At 68.6% G+C, this 21,436-nt stretch carries 19 protein-coding genes; 7 read left to right on the forward strand and 12 right to left on the reverse strand.

Annotation, left to right across the window (positions count from 1 at the left end):
* The first annotated feature begins 29 nt into the window (after nucleotides 1–29).
* The 3 genes from BMY35_RS24415 (at nucleotide 30) to BMY35_RS24425 (ending at nucleotide 3,234) form a co-directional block, all read left to right on the forward strand.
* Nucleotides 30–1,223 carry an ABC transporter substrate-binding protein gene (locus tag BMY35_RS24415; protein ID WP_093204861.1) on the forward strand — a complete coding sequence of 398 codons (1,194 nt, stop codon included), beginning with the start codon at nucleotides 30–32 and terminating at the stop codon, nucleotides 1,221–1,223.
* Nucleotides 1,224–1,358: 135 nt separating this feature from the next.
* Nucleotides 1,359–2,234: a branched-chain amino acid ABC transporter permease gene (locus tag BMY35_RS24420; RefSeq protein WP_093204864.1), complete on the forward strand. Its 876-nt coding sequence runs from the start codon at nucleotides 1,359–1,361 to the stop codon at nucleotides 2,232–2,234.
* A 13-nt stretch (nucleotides 2,235–2,247) separates the two neighbouring features.
* Complete coding sequence (locus tag BMY35_RS24425; RefSeq protein ID WP_093204866.1) at nucleotides 2,248–3,234, forward strand: branched-chain amino acid ABC transporter permease; 987 nt, start codon at nucleotides 2,248–2,250, stop codon at nucleotides 3,232–3,234.
* Nucleotides 3,235–3,301: 67 nt separating this feature from the next.
* Here BMY35_RS24425 and BMY35_RS24430 read toward each other — a convergent pair whose 3' ends face one another.
* Both BMY35_RS24430 and BMY35_RS24435 read right to left on the reverse strand, forming a co-directional pair.
* Entirely contained in the window at nucleotides 3,302–3,760 is a 459-nt protein-coding gene (locus BMY35_RS24430) for a YXWGXW repeat-containing protein (RefSeq protein WP_093204868.1), read from the reverse strand.
* A gap of 94 nt (nucleotides 3,761–3,854) precedes the next feature.
* Nucleotides 3,855–4,931, reverse strand: a complete 1,077-nt coding sequence (locus BMY35_RS24435; protein ID WP_093204871.1) for a lipocalin-like domain-containing protein — start codon at nucleotides 4,929–4,931, stop codon at nucleotides 3,855–3,857.
* A 109-nt stretch (nucleotides 4,932–5,040) separates the two neighbouring features.
* On the opposite strand from BMY35_RS24435, the gene BMY35_RS24440 reads away from it, so the two are divergent.
* Both BMY35_RS24440 and BMY35_RS24445 read left to right on the forward strand, forming a co-directional pair.
* Entirely contained in the window at nucleotides 5,041–7,554 is a 2,514-nt protein-coding gene (locus BMY35_RS24440; protein ID WP_093204872.1) for a penicillin acylase family protein, read from the forward strand.
* A 105-nt stretch (nucleotides 7,555–7,659) separates the two neighbouring features.
* On the forward strand, nucleotides 7,660–8,712 hold the full coding sequence (locus BMY35_RS24445; RefSeq protein WP_093204875.1) for a hypothetical protein: 1,053 nt from the start codon (nucleotides 7,660–7,662) through the stop codon (nucleotides 8,710–8,712).
* 26 nt (nucleotides 8,713–8,738) lie between these two features.
* Here the strand turns inward: BMY35_RS24445 and BMY35_RS24450 are convergent, their stop codons facing one another.
* On the reverse strand, nucleotides 8,739–11,330 hold the full coding sequence (locus BMY35_RS24450; protein ID WP_093204877.1) for an FtsX-like permease family protein: 2,592 nt from the start codon (nucleotides 11,328–11,330) through the stop codon (nucleotides 8,739–8,741).
* 73 nt (nucleotides 11,331–11,403) lie between these two features.
* Between BMY35_RS24450 and BMY35_RS24455 the strand changes: the two genes are divergently transcribed.
* Nucleotides 11,404–12,855 (forward strand): serine hydrolase domain-containing protein, encoded by a 1,452-nt coding sequence (locus tag BMY35_RS24455; protein WP_093204879.1) that lies wholly within the window; start codon nucleotides 11,404–11,406, stop codon nucleotides 12,853–12,855.
* A 9-nt stretch (nucleotides 12,856–12,864) separates the two neighbouring features.
* Here the strand turns inward: BMY35_RS24455 and BMY35_RS24460 are convergent, their stop codons facing one another.
* Genes BMY35_RS24460 through BMY35_RS24475 form a run of 4 tightly spaced genes read right to left on the reverse strand, consistent with a single transcriptional unit; the run spans nucleotide 12,865 to nucleotide 15,804 of the window.
* The gene (locus BMY35_RS24460) at nucleotides 12,865–13,767 is read right to left on the reverse strand and encodes an ADP-ribosylglycohydrolase family protein (protein ID WP_093204882.1); all 903 of its coding nucleotides are present in this window, start codon (nucleotides 13,765–13,767) and stop codon (nucleotides 12,865–12,867) included.
* On the reverse strand, nucleotides 13,764–14,336 hold the full coding sequence (locus BMY35_RS24465) for an NADAR family protein (protein ID WP_093204886.1): 573 nt from the start codon (nucleotides 14,334–14,336) through the stop codon (nucleotides 13,764–13,766). Before BMY35_RS24465 ends, BMY35_RS24460 begins: the two co-directional genes overlap by 4 nt.
* Entirely contained in the window at nucleotides 14,333–14,962 is a 630-nt protein-coding gene (locus tag BMY35_RS24470) for a DUF4291 domain-containing protein (RefSeq protein ID WP_093204889.1), read from the reverse strand. Before BMY35_RS24470 ends, BMY35_RS24465 begins: the two co-directional genes overlap by 4 nt.
* On the reverse strand, nucleotides 14,959–15,804 hold the full coding sequence (locus tag BMY35_RS24475) for a TIGR02452 family protein (RefSeq protein ID WP_093204891.1): 846 nt from the start codon (nucleotides 15,802–15,804) through the stop codon (nucleotides 14,959–14,961). Before BMY35_RS24475 ends, BMY35_RS24470 begins: the two co-directional genes overlap by 4 nt.
* Nucleotides 15,805–15,978: 174 nt before the next feature.
* On the opposite strand from BMY35_RS24475, the gene BMY35_RS24480 reads away from it, so the two are divergent.
* Nucleotides 15,979–16,635 carry an NUDIX hydrolase gene (locus BMY35_RS24480; RefSeq protein WP_256229455.1) on the forward strand — a complete coding sequence of 219 codons (657 nt, stop codon included), beginning with the start codon at nucleotides 15,979–15,981 and terminating at the stop codon, nucleotides 16,633–16,635.
* A gap of 9 nt (nucleotides 16,636–16,644) precedes the next feature.
* On the opposite strand, the gene BMY35_RS24485 is transcribed toward BMY35_RS24480, so the two are convergent.
* The 5 genes from BMY35_RS24485 to BMY35_RS24505 form a co-directional block, all read right to left on the reverse strand.
* The gene (locus BMY35_RS24485; protein WP_093204898.1) at nucleotides 16,645–17,877 is read right to left on the reverse strand and encodes an RNA polymerase sigma factor; all 1,233 of its coding nucleotides are present in this window, start codon (nucleotides 17,875–17,877) and stop codon (nucleotides 16,645–16,647) included.
* A complete protein-coding gene (locus BMY35_RS24490; RefSeq protein WP_093204902.1) occupies nucleotides 17,874–18,239 on the reverse strand; it encodes a YciI family protein in 366 nt (121 codons plus the stop codon). Before BMY35_RS24490 ends, BMY35_RS24485 begins: the two co-directional genes overlap by 4 nt.
* Nucleotides 18,240–18,407: 168 nt before the next feature.
* Nucleotides 18,408–19,781 (reverse strand): NAD(P)H-dependent oxidoreductase, encoded by a 1,374-nt coding sequence (locus BMY35_RS24495; RefSeq protein WP_093204905.1) that lies wholly within the window; start codon nucleotides 19,779–19,781, stop codon nucleotides 18,408–18,410.
* A gap of 5 nt (nucleotides 19,782–19,786) precedes the next feature.
* Nucleotides 19,787–20,662, reverse strand: coding sequence for a phytanoyl-CoA dioxygenase family protein (locus BMY35_RS24500; protein WP_093204907.1), 876 nt, complete (start codon nucleotides 20,660–20,662; stop codon nucleotides 19,787–19,789).
* The gene (locus BMY35_RS24505; RefSeq protein ID WP_093204910.1) at nucleotides 20,659–21,369 is read right to left on the reverse strand and encodes a GntR family transcriptional regulator; all 711 of its coding nucleotides are present in this window, start codon (nucleotides 21,367–21,369) and stop codon (nucleotides 20,659–20,661) included. The genes BMY35_RS24500 and BMY35_RS24505 overlap by 4 nt, the downstream gene beginning before the upstream one ends.
* Nucleotides 21,370–21,436: the final 67 nt, after the last annotated feature.

Below are 21,436 nucleotides of genomic sequence, written 5' to 3' on the forward strand. Positions count from 1 at the left end.
CTTCGTTCCTCAACCAGGAGATCCTGACCATGAAAAAGACGTTCGTGCTTTCCGGCCTGTCCCTTGCCGTTGCGTTGGCCGCCGGCGCCGCGCAGGCCCAGGAGAAGGTCAAGATCGGTTTCATCACCGACATGTCCAGCCTCTACGCGGACGTGGAGGGCAAGAACGGCGCCCTGGCGATCCAGATGGCCATCGACGACTTCGGCGGCAAGGTCAACGGCATGCCCATCGAGCTGCTGCAGGCCGACCACCAGAACAAGGCCGACATCGCCGCTTCCAAGGCACGCGAGTGGATCGACACGCAGGGCCTGACGATGCTGTTCGGCGGCACCAGCTCGGGCACCGGCCTGGCCATGGCCAAGGTGGCGCAGGAGAAGAAGCGCGTGTTCATCGTGAACGGTGCGGGCAGCTCGGCGCTCACCAACGAGCAGTGCAGCCCCTACACCGTGCACTACGCCTACGACACCGTGGCGCTGGCCAAGGGCACGGGCAGCGCCGTCATCGCGCGCGGCGACAAGAGCTGGTACTTCCTGACGGCCGACTACGCCTTCGGCCAGGCCCTCGAAGCCGACGCGACCAAGGTCGTGAAGGAAAAGGGCGGCACCGTGCTCGGCAGCGTGAAGCATCCGCTCAACACCTCCGACTTCTCCTCGTTCCTGCTGCAGGCGCAGAACTCCAAGGCGCAGGTGCTGGCGCTCGCGAACGCGGGCGGCGACACGCAGAACGCGATCAAGGCGGCGCGCGAATTCGGCATCACCAAGACCATGAAGATGGTCGGCCTGCTGGTGTTCGTGACCGACGTGCACAGCCTGGGCCTGAAGAACACCGAGGGCCTGCTGCTGACCACCAGCTGGGACTGGAACCTCGACGACAAGACGCGCGCCTTCGGCAAGCGCTTCTTCGAGAAGACCAAGCGCATGCCCACCGACATCCAGGCCGCCGACTACTCGGCCACCATGACCTACCTGAAGGCCGTTCAGGCCGCCAAGAGCACCGATGCCGACACGGTGATGGCGCAGATCAAGAAGACGCCGATCGACGACTTCTACGCCAAGGGCTTTGTGCGCGAGGACGGCCGCTTCGTGCACGACATGTACCTGGTGCAGGTGAAGTCGCCGGCCGAGTCGAAGCAGCCGTGGGACTACTACAAGGTGGTCCAGAAGCTGAAGGGCGAAGAGGTCTTCACGACCAAGGCCGAGAGCAAGTGCGCGCTGTGGAAGTAACCCCCCAGGCCGCGCGCACTGCGTGTCGCTTCGCCAACCTCCCTTTGCAAGGGGGGCGGGCCGGCCGCTTCGGGCGGCCGTGCGCGGCGGCCCCCGCGAAAAAGAAGAAACGGCCAGTGGCGTCCTGAACTTTCTATGAACATTTCCCTTCCCGCCTTGCTGAGCCAGCTCCTGCTGGGGCTGGTCAACGGCTCCTTCTACGCCATCCTGAGCCTCGGGCTGGCGGTGATCTTCGGTTTGCTCAACGTCATCAACTTCGCGCACGGCGCGCTGTTCATGCTCGGCGCTGTCCTGACGTGGATGGCCATGGAGTATTTCGGCATCAACTACTGGGTGATGCTGATCGCGGCGCCCGTGGTCATCGGCATCTTCGGCGTGGTCATCGAGCGGCTGCTGCTGCGCTGGATCTACAAGCTCGACCACCTCTACGGCCTGCTGCTCACGCTGGGCCTCACGCTGCTGATCGAAGGCGTGTTCCGCTCGATCTACGGCGTCTCGGGGCTGCCCTACGACGCGCCCGACGCGCTGTCGAGCGCCACCGACCTCGGCTTCATGGTGCTGCCAAACTACCGCGCCTGGGTGGTGGTGGCATCGCTGGTGGTGTGCTTCGCCACCTGGTACGTGATCGAGAAGACGCGCATCGGCGCCTACCTGCGCGCCGGCACCGAGAACCCGCGCCTCGTGGAAGCCTTCGGCGTCAACGTGCCGCTGATGATCACGCTGACCTACGCCTTCGGCGCCGGCCTGGCCGCCTTCGCCGGCGTGCTCGCCGCGCCGGTGATCCAGGTTTCGCCGCTGATGGGGCAGAACCTCATCATCGTGGTGTTCGCCGTGGTCGTGATCGGCGGCATGGGCTCGATCATGGGCGCCATCCTCACCGGCCTCGGGCTCGGCGTGATCGAAGGGCTCACCAAGGTTTTCTATCCGGAGGCGTCCTCGACGGTTGTGTTCGTGATCATGGTCATCGTGCTGCTCATCCGCCCCGCCGGCCTGTTCGGCAAAGAGAAATGAAGAGGCGAGCGGCATGAACAAGAAAAAAATCTCCACCGTCGTCTACGCGCTGCTGCTGCTCGCACTGGTGCTGGCCCCGTTCTTCGGCGCCTATCCGGTGTTCGTGATGAAGCTCATGTGCTTCGCGCTCTTCGCGGCTGCCTTCAACCTGCTGCTGGGCTTCACCGGCCTGCTGTCCTTCGGGCACGCGGCCTTCCTCGGCGGCTCGGCCTACGTGGCGGGGCACGCGATCAAGGTCTGGGGCCTCACGCCCGAGCTGGGCCTGATCGCGGGCACGCTCACCGGTGCTTTCCTCGGCTGGATCTTCGGCGTGCTGGCGATCCGCCGGCAGGGCATCTACTTCGCGATGATCACGCTGGCGCTCGCGCAGATGATGTTCTTCGTCGCGCTGCAGGCCAAGTTCACGGGCGGCGAAGACGGCCTGCAGGGCGTGCCGCGCGGCAAGCTCTTCGGCGTGATCGACCTGTCGAACGACCTCACGATGTACTACGTCGCGCTGCTCATCGTGGTCGCGGCCTTCCTGCTGATCGTGCGCACCATCCATTCGCCCTTCGGCCAGGTGCTCAAGGGCATCAAGGAGAACGAGCCGCGCGCGCTCTCGCTGGGCTACGACGTGAGCCGCTTCAAGCTGCTGGCTTTCGTGATCTCGGCGGCGCTGTCGGGGCTGGCCGGCTCGCTCAAGACGCTGGTGCTGGGCTTCGCCACGCTGTCGGACGTGCACTGGACCGCCTCGGGCCAGGTCATCCTGATGACGCTGGTAGGCGGTCTCGGCACGCTCTCGGGTCCGCTGGTGGGCTCGGCGGTGGTGGTGCTGCTGGAGAACAAGATCGGCGAACTCGGCAACTTCCTCGCGCGCATCACGACGGTGGACTGGTTCAACACGCTGGGCGAGTCGGTGACCATGGTCACGGGCCTGATCTTCGTGATCTGCGTGCTGGCCTTCCGCAAGGGGATCATGGGCGAGATCATCGCGTTCATCGACCGGCGACGGGCGAAGTAGGACGTGGACAAACAAGAAGGGAGCCTTCCGGCTCCCTTTTTCGTTGAGGGCTCTGTGGGCCTGCGCCTCAGCAGTTGCCCTTCTTGGCCTGGCCGGGCGGGCAGAAATCGCCGCGGTCATGGCCGTGCCGGTGATCGCGCTCGTAGCGGTCGTGGCGGCGGTCTTCTTCCCATTCGCGTTCGCGGCGTGCCTCGCGGCGGGCTTCGCGGCGCCAGTCGCCGTCGTTCCAGCGCCAGCCGCCGCGGTCCTCGATCCAGCGGCCCGGTGCATACACGTAGCCCGCGCGCGCCGGTTGCCAGCCGCCCGCGTGCCATGCATAGGCACGACCGTCCCAGACCCAGCGGCCCGGCACCCAGACGAAGCCGCCGCGCGGCGGGGGCAGGGGCTCGTAGCGTGGCGGGGGCGGGGCCGTCATCACCAGTCCGGGGACATTGATGTTGACCGAGACCTGCGCGTTGGCGGCCAGTGGGCTCGCGAGGATGGAGAGAGCGCCGGCCGCGGCCAGCATTGCGATTCGGGTTTTCATGGGGCTCCTCTGAGTTGGTCGATTATTTATGGGAAATTTTCCCAACGCATGTAGGCGGTGTTCGGTTGTCAGCCCCCGAGCGTGGTGACAACATTTACAGCTTCAGCGGCGAGGCGTAGCCTGTCATCTCCAGGTAGCCGCGTCCTACACGGCGCCCCTGTGCGTCGAGCAGGTCGCTCACGCCTTCCCAGTAGACACCGCCTGTGGAGCCGCGGCTGTCCAGCTCCTGGTCGTCGAGCAGGGCGCGCACCTCGAAGCTGCCGGCGGGCGTCTGTACGCGCCATCGTGTCGGGTACTTCGCCTGCGTGCGGGGGCTGTTCCAGGTCTTGAGGCCTTCGAAGCGCACTTCGTCGTTCCTGAAGATGCGGGCCGTGCCGTCGCGCGGGCGGAACGAGCCACCGGCCCACAGTGCGCTGCCGTCGCTGCGCCGCAGATGGAAGGCGGTGAGGGCGCTGCCGTCCTCGAGGTTCATGCCGATCCAGTCCCAGCCCACGGCCTCGGGGTGCATCAGCGCCTCGCTCCATTCGTGGTCCAGCCACGCGGTGCCTGCGATGTCGAAGGCCTGTCCCTTGAGCGTGAGCCTGCCCTGCGTCTTGAGCTGCGGCTCGCTGTAGTAGTAGCTGGCCTGCGATTCCTCCGGCCCTTTTCGCGAGAGACCGGCGCTGCCCTGCAGCAGCACCGCTTGCGTGGGCGTGAAGCGCAACTCAAGCGCGAACTCTCCGGCCGGAATGCGCGCGAGGTAGAGGCCGTTCTCGCGCACCAGCGACCAGTCGCGGATGCGCACGTCGGTGTCGCTCGTGCTCGCCTCCGCAACGCCGAAGCCCGCGCGCGCGATGCGCTGGTCGTGCAGCAGCACGCGGCCTTCGAGGTCGGTGATCGCCGCGTGGGCGAACACGAGATGCTTCGCTGCGAAGGCCGAGCGCATGTCCTGCGTGGCCTCCACGCGCGAACGGAAGAAGGTCACCTGAAAGCCGAATTCACGCCCGGCCGATGTCTTCGCGTGGCCGGTGATGTACCACCACTCGGTGCGCAGCTCGGGGTGGCTGCCGAAGTCGCGCGGGAACTCCAGGCGACGCTCGGGCAATGCCCATGCGGCCAGCGGCCCCGATGCGAGCGCGGCCAGCAGCAGGCCTCGGCGCGAAAGAGAGAAAGAAGAAGGTGCTTGCTGCATGGGTGCGCCAGTCTACAAGTCGCGCCTTGTAACGCCCACGAGGCGCGCAAATCGGGATACTGTTCGCTGCCATCCATCAACGAACAAGACAAGGCAGGAGACGAGGCTCATGAAAAGAACAAACCTGCGCCCGGCATCGCGGCGCTCGTTAGGTCAAAGGCATTCCTTTCGCGCGACTGTGCTCGCATCCCTCACCGTTCTCGTGCTCGCGGGCTGTGCCTCGGGGCCTCCCGATGCGAAGACGCCGACGCGACCTTCCTCGTCCTTCGCGGTGCCCGGCCTCGAGAAGCCGGCAGAGGTGCTGGTGGACCGCTGGGGCGTGCCGCACCTGTACGCGGGCACGCTCTACGACGCCTTCGTGGCGCAGGGCTTCATCGCCGCGCGCGATCGTCTCTGGCAGATGGACCTCTGGCGCAAGCGCGGCCTCGGCGAGATGGCGAAGGACTTCGGTCCCGCCTGGGTCGAGAACGACCGCGCCGCGCGTGCCGTGCTCTATCGCGGCGACATGTACCGCGAATGGCTGGCCTACGGCTCCGATGCCAAGCGCGTGGCCGAGGCCTTCACCGCCGGCGTGAACGCCTACGTGGCGCAGGTACGTGCGCAGCCTTCGCTGCTGCCGCCGGAGTTCGCGCTGCTGGGCTACCAGCCTGCGACGTGGTCGCCCGAGGACGTGGTGCGCATCCGCCACCATGGCCTCACGCTCAACTTCACTTCCGAGATCGACCGCGCGCGCGCCTTCTGCGCAGGGGGGGCCGGCATCAAGGCCGACTGGCTGCGCCGCGAGCTCGATCCGCCGGTCAACCCGCGCGTGCCGCAGGGGCTCGACCCGTGCACCATCCCGGCGGCCGAACTGCGCGCGGCCTACATGCGGGCCACCGAGGCGCCGCAGTTCAGCAAGACCAACACGAAGCTCGTCGCGACCACCGCGAGCCTGCGGCCCGATGCCGGTTCGACGGACGAGCAGCAGGCTTCGCAAGGCGACCCCACCGGCGCCTACGGCAGCAACAACTGGGTGATCTCGCCGAAGCTCACCTCCACCGGCCGGCCCATCCTGGCCAACGACCCGCACCGCGCGCACGGCGCGCCGAGCCTTCGCTACATGGCGCACCTGAGCGCGCCGGGCATGGACGTCATCGGCGCGGGCGAGCCTTTCCTGCCGGGCCTTTCGATCGGGCACAACGGCACCATCGCCTTCGGCCTCACGCGCTTCTACATGGACCAGGAAGACCTGTACGTGTACCAGCTCAACCCGCGCAACCCCAACGAGTACCGCTACCAGGGCCGATGGGAGCAGATGGTGCGCGTCACCGAGCGCATCACGGTCAAGGGCGAGAGCGCGCCGCGCGAGGTGGTCAACACCTTCACGCGCCACGGGCCGGTGCTGCTGTCGGAGCCTGGAAAGCAGCGCGCGTTCGCGCTGCGCGCTGCGTGGCTGGAGCCCGGCATGGCGCCGTACTTCGGCTCGATGGACTACATGCGCGCGCGCAACTGGGACCAGTTCCGCGCGGCCATGAACCGCTGGGGCGCGCCGGGCGAGAACCAGGTCTACGCCGACACCGGCGGCAACGTCGGCTGGATTCCCGGCGGCCTCACGCCCATTCGCCCCAACTGGGACGGGTTGATGCCCGTGCCGGGCGATGGCCGCTACGAGTGGTCGGGCTTTCGCAACGGCGACGAGCTGCCTTCGGAGTTCAACCCCGCGCGCGGCTATGTGGTGACGGCCAACGAGAACAACATTCCGCCCGACCATCCCGCGGCGAAGAAGGGCGTGGGCTACGAGTGGAGCGACGCGGCGCGCGCCCGTCGGCTCAAGGAGCTGTTCGCGGCCAAGGTGGCGGCGGGCTCGCGCTTCTCCGTCGAGGACTCGGAGCGCATGCAGAACGACATCGTCGCCACGCCCGCGCAGCGGCTGCTGAAGCTGCTGTCGGGCCTGCGCAGCGACGATGCGCAGACGGCGACCGCGCTGCGCATGCTGCAGGGCTGGGACGGCACCATGGACCGTGACAGCGCCGCCGCCGCGCTCTACGAAGTGTGGAGCAGCAAGCCGCTGCGCGCCGCCGTGCTCAAGGCCGGCGCGGGCGATGCCGGCGCGGCGCTGGCCGCGCCCGGCGACAACACGCGCATGGTGCTGCTGCTGGAGAACCCGTTCGGCTGGGTCACGAACGAACAGCGTGATGCACTGCTGCTCAAGACCCTGCCCGCGGCGATGCAGGAGCTCACCGCCAAGCTCGGCCCCGACCCCGCAACCTGGAAGTGGGGCGCGCTGCACCGCGCCGAGTTCCGCCATCCGCTGGGCGGCGTGGTCGATGCTTCCACGCGCAAGAAGCTCGACGTGGGCGATTGGCCGATGTCCGGCTCTTCCTTCACTCCGATGGCCGCGACCTACCGGGCCAGCGACTACAAGCTGACCTCCGGTGCGTCGTTCCGCATGGTGCTGGACGTGGGCAACTGGGACGCCTCGCGCGTCATCAACGCGCCGGGCCAGTCGGGCAACCCCGAGAGCCCGAACTACCGCGACCTCGCGCCGCTGTGGCTGGAGGGCAAGTACGTGCCGCTGGTCTACAGCCGTGCCGCAGTGGAAAAGGAGACGCTGGAGCGGATCCAGCTCACGCCGGGGAAGTGAGCTCTTCCCGGATGTGACGACGAAAAATCCCCGATCCTGGGGATTTTTCATTCATGGCGCCGAGGCTAGAGTCGATCGTCGACGACTGCCGAGGAACAGGCCTCCATGCCCACGCTTGCCCAGACCATGGATCCGAATCACAACGGCCTGTGGGTGTTCAACACACCCGCGCAAAAGCTGGGGGTCCTGCTGGACATGGCCGACAGCGTTGTTGCTGTCCCCGCGATCGGCGAGGTCTGTGCCTTCGTCGGGATGCTGAAGACCTACTGGACGCCCAGCGCCCGGGAGCAGCGTGCGCTGGACAGTGTGATCGGTACGCCACTGTCTCTGCTGGGCGTGTACCACGGCGGCTTCCTGCAGGCGCAGGCCCCTTTGCCCTGGCGCCACTTCTCCCGCGAACTGATCGCGCTGCAGCTGATCGTCAGGATCGTCCGCTACAAGTACATAGACCAGAAGAACCACCCGCTCTGCGGGCCGGTCACGTTCATGCACGGCGTCGCGCGGCACGACATCGAGGAGTACGTGCTGTACGTGACTGGCCTGGCCGAGAACCGCAGGGGCGACCTCGGGGCTCATACCGTGAAGGTCAAGTCGGGATCGAACCTGCTGGGCAAGCACCCGGGGGCCGGCGCGAACGAGATTCGCGAAGCCGACTACATAGCGCTGGCCAGCCTGCGCGAAGCCAGCAACATCTTTGCCTATCGCTCGGCCAGCACCAACAGGACGCTAGAAGGCATGTCGTCGCCGGCTTCCATGATGAAGTGGATGCGCGATGCCGGCTACAGCAACGTCGAAGACCATGTCCATGACGGCTGGCGTCTGCACGGCCTGCGCATGAAGGCCGACCGTACCAACCTGGGCAACAACCTCATGCGGCCGCATCTGCTGAAGATGCACCAGCGACTGACCAATGGCTACACCGTCATGCTGGTCGCCGCCGACAGCCTGGCCAACATGGCGCGAGGCAGGAACCACCGCCAGTCCGCGCTGATGCGCGTCTTCGGCGGCCATTTCATGCTGGCGCTCTCCGTCGACGTGAGGCAGAACGGGGCGGCGTTCGGCCTCGTCACCTGGGGTGAGGAGATTGCCCCGACCGTCGAGATCCCGTGGAGCAAGATCGCGAGCTGGTACCGGGGTTTTGTCTGCGGACAGCCCTGAGACGCAGGCCGTGCGAGGCTACAGACCTACCAGTCTTCCTTCACCGCCAGCACCACGTCCTTGCCCGCGGCGGCACGGCCGGCCAGCCAGGCCGTGACGGTGCCGGCGGCCACCACCGCGCCGCACAGCGCCAGCAGGCGCTCCCATGGCACCAGCAGGTCCATGGTCCAGTGGAAGCTCTGCGGGTTCACCACCTTCACGAGCACCACCGACACCGCGAGCCCGAGGCCCAGCCCCGCCACGGCGCCGATCGCGGTCCACGCCGCGCCTTCGCCCGCCACCACAGCCAGCACCTGCCGCCGCGTGAAGCCCAGGTGCGCGAGCAGCCCGAACTCCTTGCGCCGCGCCAGCACCTGCGCACTGAAGCTCGCGGCGATGCCGAACAGGCCGATGGCGATGGCCACCGCCTGCAGCCAGTAGGTCACGGCGAAGCTGCGGTCGAAGATGCGCAGCGAGGTCGTACGGATCTGTCCCACCGACGCGATCTCCACCGACCCGGCCGAGCCGTCGTCCTGGCGTGCGGCGAGTTCGCGCACGGAGTTCTGGACGGCGCCCTCCGATGCGCCGGGCGCGAGCCACAGCGCCACGTCGCTCACGTTGCGCTCGCCGGTGATGCGTTCGAAATCGCGCGCGTCCATGGTGATGGCGCCGAACTGCCGCGCGTAGTCGCGCCACACGCCGGCCACGAAGAACGACACCCGTGCCTTGCCCATGGCTCCCGACAGCGGCGCGAACGTAGTGCCCGGCTTCGCGCCGTAGAGCTCCTCCATCGGCTCGCTCACGTAGATGCCGACCTGTCCTTCCGGCACTGGCAGCGCGGAGCCCACGAGCGGCAGCGATTGCGCGGCACTGCCTTCCAGGCTGCGCGCGATCAGCGTCACCGCGGGCCGCGTCGCATCCAGCTGCAGCGACTGCGTGCGCAGCGTGCCGGTGCGCGCCACGCCGGGCAGCTGCGCCAGCGACTGCACGAAGGCCGGGGAAAAGGTCGCGGTGTCGGTGCTGCTGGCGCCGCCGCTGTTGCTGCCGCGCCCGCCCGAGGTGGCGCGCACGTACAGGTCGGCGGGCAGCACCACGTCGAGCCATTGCGTCACCGAATCGCGAAAGCTCGCCACCATCACCGTGAGCGCCACGGCAAGGCTGAGGCTCGCGACCACGCCGCTGACCGCCACCGCCGCCGTGCCGCGCATGCGCCGCGCGCGTTCCACGGCCAGCATCGGCAGCACGCGCTGCGCGAACAGCGGCGCGACGCGGTCGTACAGCAGCGCGATCAGCCAGGGCAGGGCGGTGATGCCGCCCACCAGCAGGCATGCCACCGAGAGGTAGGCCGCCACCGGAATGCCGCCGATGGCGGGCAGCCTGGCCAGCACCGCGCCCAGCGCGATCAGTCCCAGCGCGAGCCAGTGGCCATTGCCCTGCGTGGGCGCCGCGCCCAGGCCCTTGAGCGTCTGCGCCTCGGGCAGCGCCTGCGCCGCGCGCGCGGGCCACCAGCCGCCGACCAGCGCGGCCAGCACGCCGAGCCCACCGTAGAGCAGGGCGGCGCCCGCGCTCCAGTGAAGTGTGGGCGCCACGCCCTCGAAATACCCGCCGCCCAGGTCGCCGCCCAGCACGCGCAGCGCGAAGGCCGCCAGCGCCGTGCCCAGCGCGAGACCGGCCGCGCTGCCGATCAGGCCCAGCACCAGCGACTCGGCCAGCACCAGCCGCAGCCGCTCGCGCGGCGTGAGTCCGAGCACGCCGAGCAGCGCGAACTGCTGCGCCCGCTTGGCCACGCTGAGCGCCAGCACCGAGAACACCAGGAAGGCGCCCGTGAAGAGGGCCACCAGCGCCAGCACCGTGAGGTTCACGCGGTAGGCGCGCGACAGGTTGCTCACGCGCTGCGCCGCATCGCCGGGCTCGGCGAACTGCACGCCCGCGGGCCAGTCGGGCGACTTCTGCAGCGAAGCCATGAAGGCCGCCCGGTCGGTGCCGGGCGCCAGCCGCAGATCGATGCGGCTCAGCTGGCCGATGCGGCCGAAGAGTTCCTGCGCGGCCGCGATGTCCATCACCGCGAGCGCCTTGCCGCCGGCGGCCACGTGGCCGTCTACCGTGAGCGGGTGCCAGGCGTCGCCGCTGCGCAGTTGCACCGTTTCCGTGGCGCCCTCGCCGGGTGCCTGTGCAGGCAGGCCCAGCGCGTCGCGCGCCGCGAGGTTGAGGAACACGCGGCCCGGCGCGAAGAGCGCGAAGCGGTCGGCGCCCGCGGCCACCTGCGGCATCAGCGCGGGCGCGATGGTCGGCAGCACCAGTGCGTCGATGCCGATCACGCGGATCGGCGCCTGTCGTTCGCCGGCCAGCGCCAATCCCTGGAACTCGAATACCGGACTCGCCAGCGCCACCTGGGGGTGCCGGGCCAGTCGCGCGAACACCGCCTCGTCGAAGCCGCCCTGCACGGCGCGCACCTCGAGGTCGGGCTCGCCGTTGACCGAGCGTACCGCGCTGGAGAACTCGTCGAGCGCAGAAGCGTTGATCAGCTGCACCGAGAAGGCCAGCGCCACGCCCAGCATCACCGCGAGCACGGCGGCCGCGTTGCGCCATGGATGGTGGCGGAGTTCCTGCCAGGAGAAGGTGGTGAGCAATGCGCGCATCGGGCCATTGTCGTCGTGGCGCTCGGGGCATGGCACGATGGCGGCTCTTCGACGACGCCTGAGGATTCCGACGATGCGGCTCCTGCCCCATGCCCCGCTGCTGTACCGTTCCTGGCTCGCGGCCTCGCTTCTCGTACCGTTGCTGGTGGCCGGCAATGCCGTCGCGCAACTGCAGCCGCCGCAGCAGACACAGCAGCCTCTGACGCTGGCGAGCGATCCGGCAGTGCTGGCCAGGGCCGCGCTCGGCGCGGAGCGCGGCACGCTGGTCGTCGGCACGCTGCGCAACGGTCAGGCTGCCTACGGCGCGGCCTACAACCCCGAGCCGCCTTCGGCCCCGCGCGCCATCGCGTCCGGCAGCGCCGAGCAGCCGATGTTCGAGATCGGCTCCGTCACCAAGGTGTTCACCGGCCTGCTGCTCGCGCAGGCGGTGCAGCGCGGCGACCTGAAGCTCGAGGACACCGTGGGCAAGCTGCTCGCCGGCAAGGTCGAGGGCCTCTCGCCGGCGGTGGCCTCGGTCACGCTGCGCCAGCTCGTCACCCACACCGGCTGCATGCCCGTGATGGCCGACGGCGTGACCGGCGGCGCGCCGCTCGTCGAGCAGTTCCACTCCTTCGACAAGCCCCTGTTCTGGGCCGCGCTCGCGCGCATCAGGCTCACGGCCGCGGCGCCGCCGTGCGAGGGCGCGTACAGCAACTTCGGCATGGCGCTGCTCGGCCAGCTGCTCGCCGAGCACTACGAAACCTCGTGGGGCGAACTGGTGCGCGCGCGCATCACCGAGCCGCTGGGCATGAACGACACCGTCATCACGCTCGGCGACAAGGCCTCGCGCATGGCGCCGGCCTTCGCCGGCGACCGCCGCCAGCCGCTGTTCGACATGCAGGCCTACGCGCCCGCCAGCGCATTGCGCTCCACGGCCGCCGACATGATGACCTTCAGCCGCGCCGTCCTCGCGGGGGCCAATGGCCCCCTGGGCCCGGCCGCCGCGCGCATGCTGACGCCGCTGGCGCGCTACGAGGGCGCCGAGATCGGCTACGCGGTGATGGTGCGCGGCCCCGAGGGCGGCCGGCGCACCTACTACCACGCTGGCGTCACCGAGGGCTACCGCACGCTGTGGCTGCTCGCGCCCGATACGGGCGAGGCGATGATCGTTCTCAGCAGCAACGCGCGCGCGCCGATGCAGTCGGTGATGCTGGCCATCGGCAAGAGCCGCTACCCGGTGCCGACGACGGAAGTGCCCCTCGACCCGAAGCGGCTCGACGACTACAAGGGCGAGTACCGCGTGACGAAGTCCAAGTCGCTGAGCTTCGCCGTGCGCAGCGGCAGGCTGCTGGTGCGCGAGACGGGGCGCGGCTACAGCGCGCTCACGCCCACGGGCGCCGACCGTTTCGCCGTGACCGCCATCGGGGCGCAGGTCGTGTTCCGTCGGGACGCGTCGAATGCGGTGGTCGCCGTGTCGCTGATGCAGGGGGGCAGCCAGCTCGACGGTCGCCGGGTGGGCGAGGCGGCCGCCGTCACGCAGGAGTGACCGACAGGCTCAGCCCGTCGACAGCGCCAGCAGCTCGCCGGCCATCCGTTCGATGTCGTTGCGCATCACGAGCTTGTCGAGCCAGTCGCGCGGAATGGCGTCGACACCGTAGAAGGCGCCCGCGAGCTGGCCGCAGATGGCTGCCGTGGTGTCCGCGTCGTCGCCTAGGTTGGTTGCGGCGAGCACGGCCTCTTCGAAGGAGTCGGTGTTCGCGAAGCACCAGAGCGCCGCTTCGAGCGACTCGACGCAGTAGCCCGATCCCCTGATCTGCTCGACGGGCTTCGAAGCGTAGGCGCCGCCCGCCAGCGCCGTGACCTTCGCGCTCAGCGGCGCCAGAGGCTCGGTCGAGAGGATCGCGGCCTTGTCTTCGCCAAGCAGCGCCGAACGCAGTTGCAGCGCGAAGAGCTGCGAGCATTCGATGGCTTCCTGCGCGCCGTGCGTGGTGCGCGTGCTCTCGCCGGCCTGCTTCCAGGCGGCCTCCGCGCTGGCCGCGTAGAACATCGGCACCGGGGCGAGGCGCATCAACGCGCCGTTGCCGGCGGTGCGCGGATCGGGGTCGCCGGCGAAGGGGTCGCCCGATGCGAGGTAGCGGGTGAGTGCGCCCGACACCGTCAGGCCGATGTCGAAGCAGTTGCCGGTGCTGCTCATGTAGCCCACGCTGCGCCAGTTGCAATACCGGTTCATCTGGTCGACCGCGTCGAAGCCCTTGCAGTGGATCAGGCTCGCTGCCAGGCACAGGGCCATCGAGGTGTCGTCGGTCCATTCGCCGGCGATCAGCCCGAAGGGGCCGCCGCCGTGCATGCCGGTGACCGGAGCGAAGCTGCCGCGCGAGCGGAACTCGACCGTGGTGCCCACGGCGTCGCCGCAGGCCAGGCCGAGCAGGCAGCCCCGGTAGCGCTCGATGGCGTTCACTGCTGCTGCCTCAGCGCATCGCGCGCGGCCATGAGCGCGAAGCCCAGCAGGTTGAGCCCCTTCCATTCGCGCGGGTCCTGTGCCGAAGGGCTGTTGGCCGCGAGCCCGATGCCCCAGATCGGGTCGACCGGGCTGGCCTCCACCAGCACCTGATGGCCGGTGCCGAGCAGGAAGGCGCCGAGCTCCGCGTTCTGCGCGAACTTGGCGATATTGCCCTGCGTCACGATGTCCAGCCGCGCGGCAACCCACGCGGCCTCGTCGAAGCCGCGGATCTGCCGGCCCAGCTTCTTGGCCTCTCCGGGCGTGCGCGCGGCGAGGATGCGCTCGCAGGTTTCCTGGTCGTCGAACAGGCGCGCCTTGCCGGCCATCATGAAATGCTCGGCCGTGCGGTACCGGACGCCGTCTACGGTGAAGGCCGCCTCGAACCACTGGCTGAAGCAGCTCTTGTTCACGCCGGTCTTCGGTGCCTGGTGGCCCCAGAACAGCAGGTACTCGGGGCGATGGCCCTGCGCGAAGTAGGCGGGCAGCTCGCGGGTGCTGCGGGGCGTGGTGATCGTCGTGTTCGTCATTTCGATTTTTCCTTCTCGAGGCCGATGTCGAGCACATGCTCCACCGGCAGTTGCAGCTCCGGGCTGTCGTCCTGCGCCAGCAGGCGCTGCGCGGCCACGAAGGCGCGCATGTCGATGACCTCCAGCAGCTCTTCGTGCGCGAATGCGGCCAGCGTGCGGCCGCGCAGTCCGAGCTGAATCGCGCGGCGTTCCAGCTTGCCGCCCTTCGGCGAGTGGTCCGGGTCCCATTGCAGGCGGACCTCGGACCGCTCCACGGCCTCCTGCCACGCTTCGGGGCTCGGGTAGCTCGCCGCATCGAAGGTCGACGGCACCGCCTCGCGCACCACGCGCTCGAAGAACGCGCGGCGCAACCGCAGGCCCAGCGTGACCTTCTGGCCTTCCTTGGTGCCCCAGCCCGAGCGGTACATCATCCAGAGGAAGTTCGGCTTGATCCAGCTCATGCGCGAGAGACTGAAGTCCGGCCCATCGAGTCGGCCGTGGCGGATGGCGTACTCGCCGATGGCGGGGCGATAGGCCTGGTAGACGATGACCGATGCCTCGTCGTGATGGGCAAGGATGTGCCTGCCGCTTTGGGGCCAGCGTGCGCGCTGGGTGAGGTGCGACTCTGTCGGGAGTGGCGCGTTCATGATGCAAGCACTTCCTTGAATGTCTCGTAAACCTTCTGCTGAGCCGAGGTGTCGAACACCGAAAAGATGACTCGATCGAATCGGGCTGCCCACGCCGCATCGCTGTAGAGGTGGTCGCGAAATGCCCGTGCCACCATGGCCGGATCATTCCGGAAAACGCCGCAGCCCCACGCGCCAAGAATCAGGGTGGGACAGTGTTGGAGGGCGGCCAGTGCCAGCACGAACTCGGCGCGTTTGCAAAGCGTGTCCTCAACCTGCCCGATGTCGCTTGGCTGGTTCTTTGCAACGGCACCTGCATTCGGCGCAGCACAGGTGATGAACGTCACCAGCTCTGGCTGTTGCATGAGTCCGCCATCGTCGGCACGGAAAACAGGGCAGTCAGGCGACAAGATCAGCGCGTCCGAATACAAGCATGACTCCATGGCACGGTGTCGCTCATAGAACTCCGGCGCTTGCAGCAGCGACGAATAGAGGGCGGAACTGCTTGCCAGCGATTCTTCCTGGGCGAGGCTGCCCCCGAGGAAACCGCCACCGGGGTTGCGCGCGGATGCGAAGTTCAATGCCGCGACGCGGTCATTGCTTTCGCGCAATGCACGCGAGAGACCGGCGAGCGTAGTTTCATTGACTACCTCGATGGATGCCGGATGAGGTTGCCGAGGCCGTGCAGAGACTTGCCTGATCAGTGCACGGGCTTCGGGTGCGTCGAGATAGCGGGTCGAACGCGCGCATTCATCGATGAGTGCCGTGAGATCGACGGGCAGGCCTTCAGGTGTCGTGTAGCGCTTTTGCGTAAGGATGACCAGCGTTTCTTGCGCCAGGAGCATGCGTTGGTGGCGATTCATTTCTTGTTCTTCGTTGTTGATGTCGTGACAGCATTTTCTTAGTTGTTCAGTGCAACTAATTTAGGGTTGTATAGTACAACTAATCAACCGAGAGTCAAGCAACCTGTGACCCAGCCTTCTTCGAAGTTCCCGCCACTGACCTTCCCGCGTCCGCTGGTCACGGTCGACGTGGTGATGTTCACCGTGCTCGACGAAGCCCTGCAGGTCCTGCTGGTGAAGCGGCCGGCCGACAGCGAGGAGCCGTTTCCCGGCAAGTGGGCATTGCCGGGCGGCTTCGTGAACATCGACGAGGACGCGACGCTGCTCGACTGCGCGCTGCGCAAGCTGCGCGAGAAGACCGGCGTGGTCACGCCTTATCTCGAGCAACTCGGCAGCTGGGGCGGAGCGCAGCGCGACCCTCGGGGATGGTCGGCCACGCACTGCTTCTATGCACTGATCCCCGCGCAGGCGATGCAGCTGCGCAGCGGCGCCAATGCGGCCGAGGTGGCGTGGTTCGAGGTCGATGCGGCTTCGCGCAAGCGGCTGGCCTTCGATCATGGCGAGCTGCTCGATGCGGCGGTCGCACGGCTGCGCAGCAAGGTCGAATACACCTCGCTGCCGGCCTTCCTGCTGGAGGAGCCGTTCACGTTGCCGGCGCTGCAGCACACCTACGAAGTCGTGCTGGGCCGCGACATCGACAAGAGCGCCTTCCGAAAGCGCATGCTCGACGGTGGTTTCATGGAAGAGGCCGGCATGGTCACCGGCAGCCTCGGCCGGCCGGCCATGAGCTACCGGCTGCGCGACCGATCGCAGGCCGCGCTGTTCCCGCGCACCTTCAACGCGACGAAGTAGGTCCGGGCTTCAGAGCCGGTCCGACATCGCGTGCAGGTACGCGCGCACGGCGGCGTTCGTGCTCAGGCCGATGGCCCTGTCGAATGCCTGGCGCGCGGCGGAGCGTGCACCGCCGGCCGCGAGCAGATGGGCGCGCGCCGCCCAATACGGCTGGTAGTTCGCCACGTCCTGCGCGGGAATGGCTTCGAGCGCTCGAAGGCCGATCTCGGGGCCGCGCGCGTTCGCGAGCGCGCAAGCAAGGCTGACCTGCGCGCCGATGCTGGAGCGCAGCGCCAGCAGTCCTTCGTACAGCGACACCAACGCCTCGGGCGGCACCGGCGCGCCCACGCGGCGCTCGCAATGGGCCGACTGGATCGCTGCCTCGAGCTGGTAGGCGCCCAGCGATTTCATTTCCGACGCACGGCGCAGGCAGAGCTCCGCCTCCGCGAGCAGGTCAGGGTCCCAGCGCAGCGGGTCTTGTTGGTCGAGCGGCACGTAGGCGCCGGTGTCGCTGCGGCGTGCCGCCATGCGGGCCTCGCAGAACAGCATCAGCGCCAGCAGGCCCAGCGGCTCGGGCTCGGCCGGCATCAGGCCGCAGAGGATGCGGCAGAGGTCGATGGCCTCGGTCGTGAGGCCGCGGGGCAGGGCGTCGGCGCCGTCGACGTCGTCCCAGCCCGTGCCGTAGGCCGCGTAGATGCCGTCGAGCACGTCCTGCAGCCGCTGCGGCAGGTCGCGCGCCTGCGGGTATTCGAAGGGAACGCCGGCGGCGCGGATGCGGGCCTTGGCGCGCACCAGCCTCTGGCCGAGCGTGGAGGGCGCGGTCAGGAAGGCGCCGGCCATGCGCGCCGCGTCGAGGCCGAGCACGGTCTGCAGCATGAGCGGTGCGCGCGCCGCGGCGTCGACGGCAGGATGCGCGCACACGAAGAGCAGGCGCAGCCGCTCGTCGGGAATGGCGCTGCTGCCGTCGGCGGCGTCGTCGACTTCGCCGGCGAGCAGCAGCAGGGTCTGGGTGGCCTGGTCCTGCACGCGGCTGTGGCGCCAGGCGTCGAGCTTGCGGTGTCGCGCCACGCTCAGCAGCCAGGCGTCGGGCTGCACCGGAATGCCGTCGGCGGGCCAGCGCTCGAGCGCGCGGGCGAAGGCATCGGCGAGCGCGTCTTCCGATGCGGCGATGTCATGGGTGCGCGCCGAGAGGATGGCCAGCAGCCGGCCATACGACTCGCGCGCCGCCCGCTCGGCGGCCCTGCCGACCGCCGGGTCGTTCATGCGGCAGCCAGGGCCGTGGCGACGAAGACGGGCCGCACTTCCACTCCGCCGCTGGTCGCGCAGGGCGCGCGCGCCGCCCATTCGAGCGCGGCGTCGAGGTCGGGCACGTCGATCACGAAATAGCCGCCGAGCTGTTCCTTGGTGTCGGCGAAGGGGCCGTCCTGCACCTGGCGCTTGTCGCCGCGCACGCGCAGCGTGGTGCCGGTCATGGGAGGGAAGAGGCCGTGGCCGCCGAGCGAGATGCCCGACTGGCGCACGGCGTCGGCATACGCGACCCAGCTGGCCCGGTAGGCCTGCGCGGACGCGTCCTCGCGTTGCTCGAATTCGGCCGCGGGCTGATAGAACATCAACATGTACTGCATGGTGTTTCTCCGTCGTGGAAAAGCTTGCTGAGCAGGATCGCTCACCACAATGACGGCCCGCCGGCGGTCATTTCGACACGGGCTTCGTGCCGAGCAGAATATTTTTTACGCGAACGCCCGCCGGCGCAACGGTGGCTGCACCGAGGCGGGTGGGTTCTCAGCTGGCGGTCAGGCGGCCTGGGCCTGGGCCCGCACCGGGGCCTGGGGCGCGAACAGCGCCTCCATCTCGCTGCGCACCTTGTAGGCGGCAGTGGTGGTGTCGATGGCCACGTCGGCCCAGCTCAGGCTCTGGCCCTTCTTCACCGGGCGCGCCAGCCTGACGTTGTGCGCCAGCCCCAGCGGCAGGCCGCCCAGCCGCAGCGAGCGGTCGGCCGGCAGCAGCTTGCCCCAGACGGTGTAGCCGCCTTCGCCGTCGAGCATCTCGCCGGCGGCGAGGTCGCGCTTGGCGGTGGCGACCACGTCGGCGTTCCAGCAGGTGGCCACGCCGGTGGGCTCGCCGCGCAGAGCGACGCTGGCCACCGACATGCCCACTTCGAGCCCGATCAGGTGCCAGCGCTTGTAGAGCGTGAAGTAGCGCCCGCTCGGATCGGTGTGGGCGTTGTACTCCTCGAAGCAGTTCCTGATGTAGTCGGTCTCGGCCTCGACCGTGACCCACACGCCCATGCGGATGTCGTACGGGATCTTCCGTCCGTCGGCTTCCAGCGAGGAGATCACCTCGACCATGCCCTTGCGCTCGAGCACGCCGCCTTCGCTCTTCGGCCGCGTGACGAAGGGAATGTCCTCCACGCTCGCGGGCGGGTAGAGCAGGCCGTCCGAGGGCACCGTGAGCCCGGTGGCGTTGGCCACCGCCGAGCTTTCGATCGAAGGCTTGGAGCCGTCGAGGAAGCTGTTGAACATCTTCGGGTTGAGCCCGCCGCGCTTCGCCTGCTCGGGCGTGAGGCCGTAGTTGCCCCACACCGTCTCGGGCGTCGATTCGGTGAAGTGCGGCAGCCACTTGTGGCCGCGCCCGGCCGCCACCACCGGAAAGCCGCAGGTGCGTGCCCAGTCGACCAGGTCGCAGATCAGCGCCGGCTGGTCGCCGAAGGCCAGCGAATAGACAACGCCGGCCTGCTGCGCCTTGCGCGCGAGCAGCGGGCCGCAGAAGGCGTCGGCCTCCACGGTCACGTTCACCACGTGCTTGCCGTGCGCGAACGCGTCGAGGCAGTGGTCCACGGCGGCGATGGGGTTGCCCGTGCACTCGACCACGATGTCGATGGAAGGTTCGCGCGTCACGGCCTGCCAGTCGTCGGTGATCCAGGTGGTGCCGAGCTTCAGCGCCTCCTGCACCGAGGCGGCTGCGGCGCGTTCGCGCTGCCAGCCTACGCGCTCGAGGTTGACGCGGGCCGCGTCCGGCGACAGGTCGGCTATCGCCACCAGCTGCACGCCGGGCGTGCGCGGAATCTGCGCGAGATACATCGCGCCGAACTTGCCGGCGCCGATCAGGCCGACGCGGATGGGGCGGCCTTCGGTGGCGCGCTGTTGCAGGCGGGAATGGAGGCTCATGTCGCTCAGGCCTCCACCGTGTCGAGGACATCGGGCGAGGTGCGCAGCGCGCTCTCGGGCAGGCCGTTCTTCCATGGCACTTCCACCGGGTAGGGCTTCAGCAGGCAGTCGTCGGGCAGCAGCTCGATGGGCGTGAAGTCGCGGTGTGCGATGTACTCGGGCCGCTTGTGGCGGCGGATGTGGTTGCTGACCGCGCACAGGCTCAGGTACACAGCCACGCGGTTGAAGGGCGAGAGATTGCTGCCCGAGGCATGCACGAGGCAGCTGTGGAACAGGATCATCGAGCCGGCCGGCCCCTTGGGCGAGACGATGCCGCCGTGCTTGCCGCCGGCGCGATCCACCAGCTGGCGGATCAGGTCGTTGTCGACGGTCCACAGCGGGTAGCTGGTGGTCGTGAGGTCGTGCCTGGCATCGACCACGCCCTTGCGGTGGCTGCCCGGGATGAACATCAGCGGGCCATTGTGCTCGTTCACGTCGTCGAGAAAGATCGCGACGTTCATCGCGCGCTCGGTGGGCATCAGGTCGTCGTTGAGCCAGGTGCCGTAGTCCTGGTGCCACTGCCACACGTCGCCTTCGAAGGCCATCTTTCCGTTGATCTTGAACTGGTGCATGTAGACCTCCTCGCCGAAGAGATCGGTCACCGGCTCGACCATGCGAGGGTGGCGCGCGAGCCGGGCGAAGGGCTCGCTCACGAGGTGCGCGGCGAAGTTCGTGCGCACGGCGTCGGAGCTTTTCTCGCGCACGTTGAAGGCCTCGCGCCTTGCGTAGAGCTCGGGCACCGCGTCGGTCAGCGCCTTGGTTTCTTCGGCCGAGAAGTGGCCGGGGAAGAACAGATAGCCGTCGCGCTCGAACTGCGCGCGCTGCTCGGGTGTCAGTTTCATGCCTTGTCTCCTTTTCTTGCGGGTGTGGCCGTGGTGGTATGGGCGGACGCGGCATGTGCCCGCAGCCGCTCGCTCAATGCCTCGCTGGCCCGCGAGACGTGTTCCTCGCTCAGGCGCGCCGCGCGATCGGCATTGCCCGCTGCGATGGCTTCGGCAATGGCCTCGTGCTCGTCCCACAGCGTCTCGCGCTGCGGCTCGGCCTGCAGCACCGCGCCCATCGCGCGGCGCAGGTGGCGCCAGTGCGGATCGGCGCTCTGGCCGATGAGCGGATTGCCCGATGCTTCGTAGATGGCTTGGTGGAAGGCGACGTCGGCGTCGAGCATGGCTTCGACATTGCGCCCGCGCGCGGCGCGCCGGCCGCGTTCGATGAGCTTCGGGTCGATGCGAAAGCGCTGCTGCGCCGCCAGCTGTGCGGCCAGTGCGTCGAGCGCACCGCGCACCTGGTAGACCTTGCGCATCGCTTCGGCTTCCAGCGGCGCCACCAGCACGCCGCGGCCGGGCGCGTCGAGCACGAAGCCGTCTTTCTTCAGCAGGCGAAGCGCCTGCAGCACCGGTTGGCGCGACACCGAAAGGCGCTGCGCGATGTCTTCCTGAGTGATGCGCTCGCCGGGCGCGAGCGTGCCGCTGCTGATGGCGCCGAGCAGCGCGCGATAGACCTGGTCGACGAGGTCGGGAGCGACTTCGATGCTGACGAGCTGCGCGGGCATGGTTGTCTCCTTGCGCCGGTTTTTGAACTCTGTATACAGAGTACGGGATTCGGAGGTGCCCCACATG

The organism is Variovorax sp. YR750, assembly GCF_900109805.1.
Taxonomy (GTDB): domain Bacteria; phylum Pseudomonadota; class Gammaproteobacteria; order Burkholderiales; family Burkholderiaceae_C; genus Variovorax; species Variovorax gossypii.

What these genes read in the sequence shown, in the direction of transcription:
- BMY35_RS24415 (WP_093204861.1), top strand. Translation starts at nt 30, where the DNA reads ATGAAAAAGACGTTCGTGCTTTCCGGCCTGTCCCTTGCCGTTGCGTTG.
- BMY35_RS24420 (WP_093204864.1), top strand. Translation starts at nt 1,359, where the DNA reads ATGAACATTTCCCTTCCCGCCTTGCTGAGCCAGCTCCTGCTGGGGCTG.
- BMY35_RS24425 (WP_093204866.1), top strand. Translation starts at nt 2,248, where the DNA reads ATGAACAAGAAAAAAATCTCCACCGTCGTCTACGCGCTGCTGCTGCTC.
- BMY35_RS24430 (WP_093204868.1), bottom strand. Translation starts at nt 3,760, where the DNA reads ATGAAAACCCGAATCGCAATGCTGGCCGCGGCCGGCGCTCTCTCCATC.
- BMY35_RS24435 (WP_093204871.1), bottom strand. Translation starts at nt 4,931, where the DNA reads ATGCAGCAAGCACCTTCTTCTTTCTCTCTTTCGCGCCGAGGCCTGCTG.
- BMY35_RS24440 (WP_093204872.1), top strand. Translation starts at nt 5,041, where the DNA reads ATGAAAAGAACAAACCTGCGCCCGGCATCGCGGCGCTCGTTAGGTCAA.
- BMY35_RS24445 (WP_093204875.1), top strand. Translation starts at nt 7,660, where the DNA reads ATGCCCACGCTTGCCCAGACCATGGATCCGAATCACAACGGCCTGTGG.
- BMY35_RS24450 (WP_093204877.1), bottom strand. Translation starts at nt 11,330, where the DNA reads ATGCGCGCATTGCTCACCACCTTCTCCTGGCAGGAACTCCGCCACCAT.
- BMY35_RS24455 (WP_093204879.1), top strand. Translation starts at nt 11,404, where the DNA reads ATGCGGCTCCTGCCCCATGCCCCGCTGCTGTACCGTTCCTGGCTCGCG.
- BMY35_RS24465 (WP_093204886.1), bottom strand. Translation starts at nt 14,336, where the DNA reads ATGACGAACACGACGATCACCACGCCCCGCAGCACCCGCGAGCTGCCC.
- BMY35_RS24470 (WP_093204889.1), bottom strand. Translation starts at nt 14,962, where the DNA reads ATGAACGCGCCACTCCCGACAGAGTCGCACCTCACCCAGCGCGCACGC.
- BMY35_RS24475 (WP_093204891.1), bottom strand. Translation starts at nt 15,804, where the DNA reads ATGAATCGCCACCAACGCATGCTCCTGGCGCAAGAAACGCTGGTCATC.
- BMY35_RS24480 (WP_256229455.1), top strand. Translation starts at nt 15,979, where the DNA reads ATGTTCACCGTGCTCGACGAAGCCCTGCAGGTCCTGCTGGTGAAGCGG.
- BMY35_RS24485 (WP_093204898.1), bottom strand. Translation starts at nt 17,877, where the DNA reads ATGAACGACCCGGCGGTCGGCAGGGCCGCCGAGCGGGCGGCGCGCGAG.
- BMY35_RS24490 (WP_093204902.1), bottom strand. Translation starts at nt 18,239, where the DNA reads ATGCAGTACATGTTGATGTTCTATCAGCCCGCGGCCGAATTCGAGCAA.
- BMY35_RS24495 (WP_093204905.1), bottom strand. Translation starts at nt 19,781, where the DNA reads ATGAGCCTCCATTCCCGCCTGCAACAGCGCGCCACCGAAGGCCGCCCC.
- BMY35_RS24500 (WP_093204907.1), bottom strand. Translation starts at nt 20,662, where the DNA reads ATGAAACTGACACCCGAGCAGCGCGCGCAGTTCGAGCGCGACGGCTAT.
- BMY35_RS24505 (WP_093204910.1), bottom strand. Translation starts at nt 21,369, where the DNA reads ATGCCCGCGCAGCTCGTCAGCATCGAAGTCGCTCCCGACCTCGTCGAC.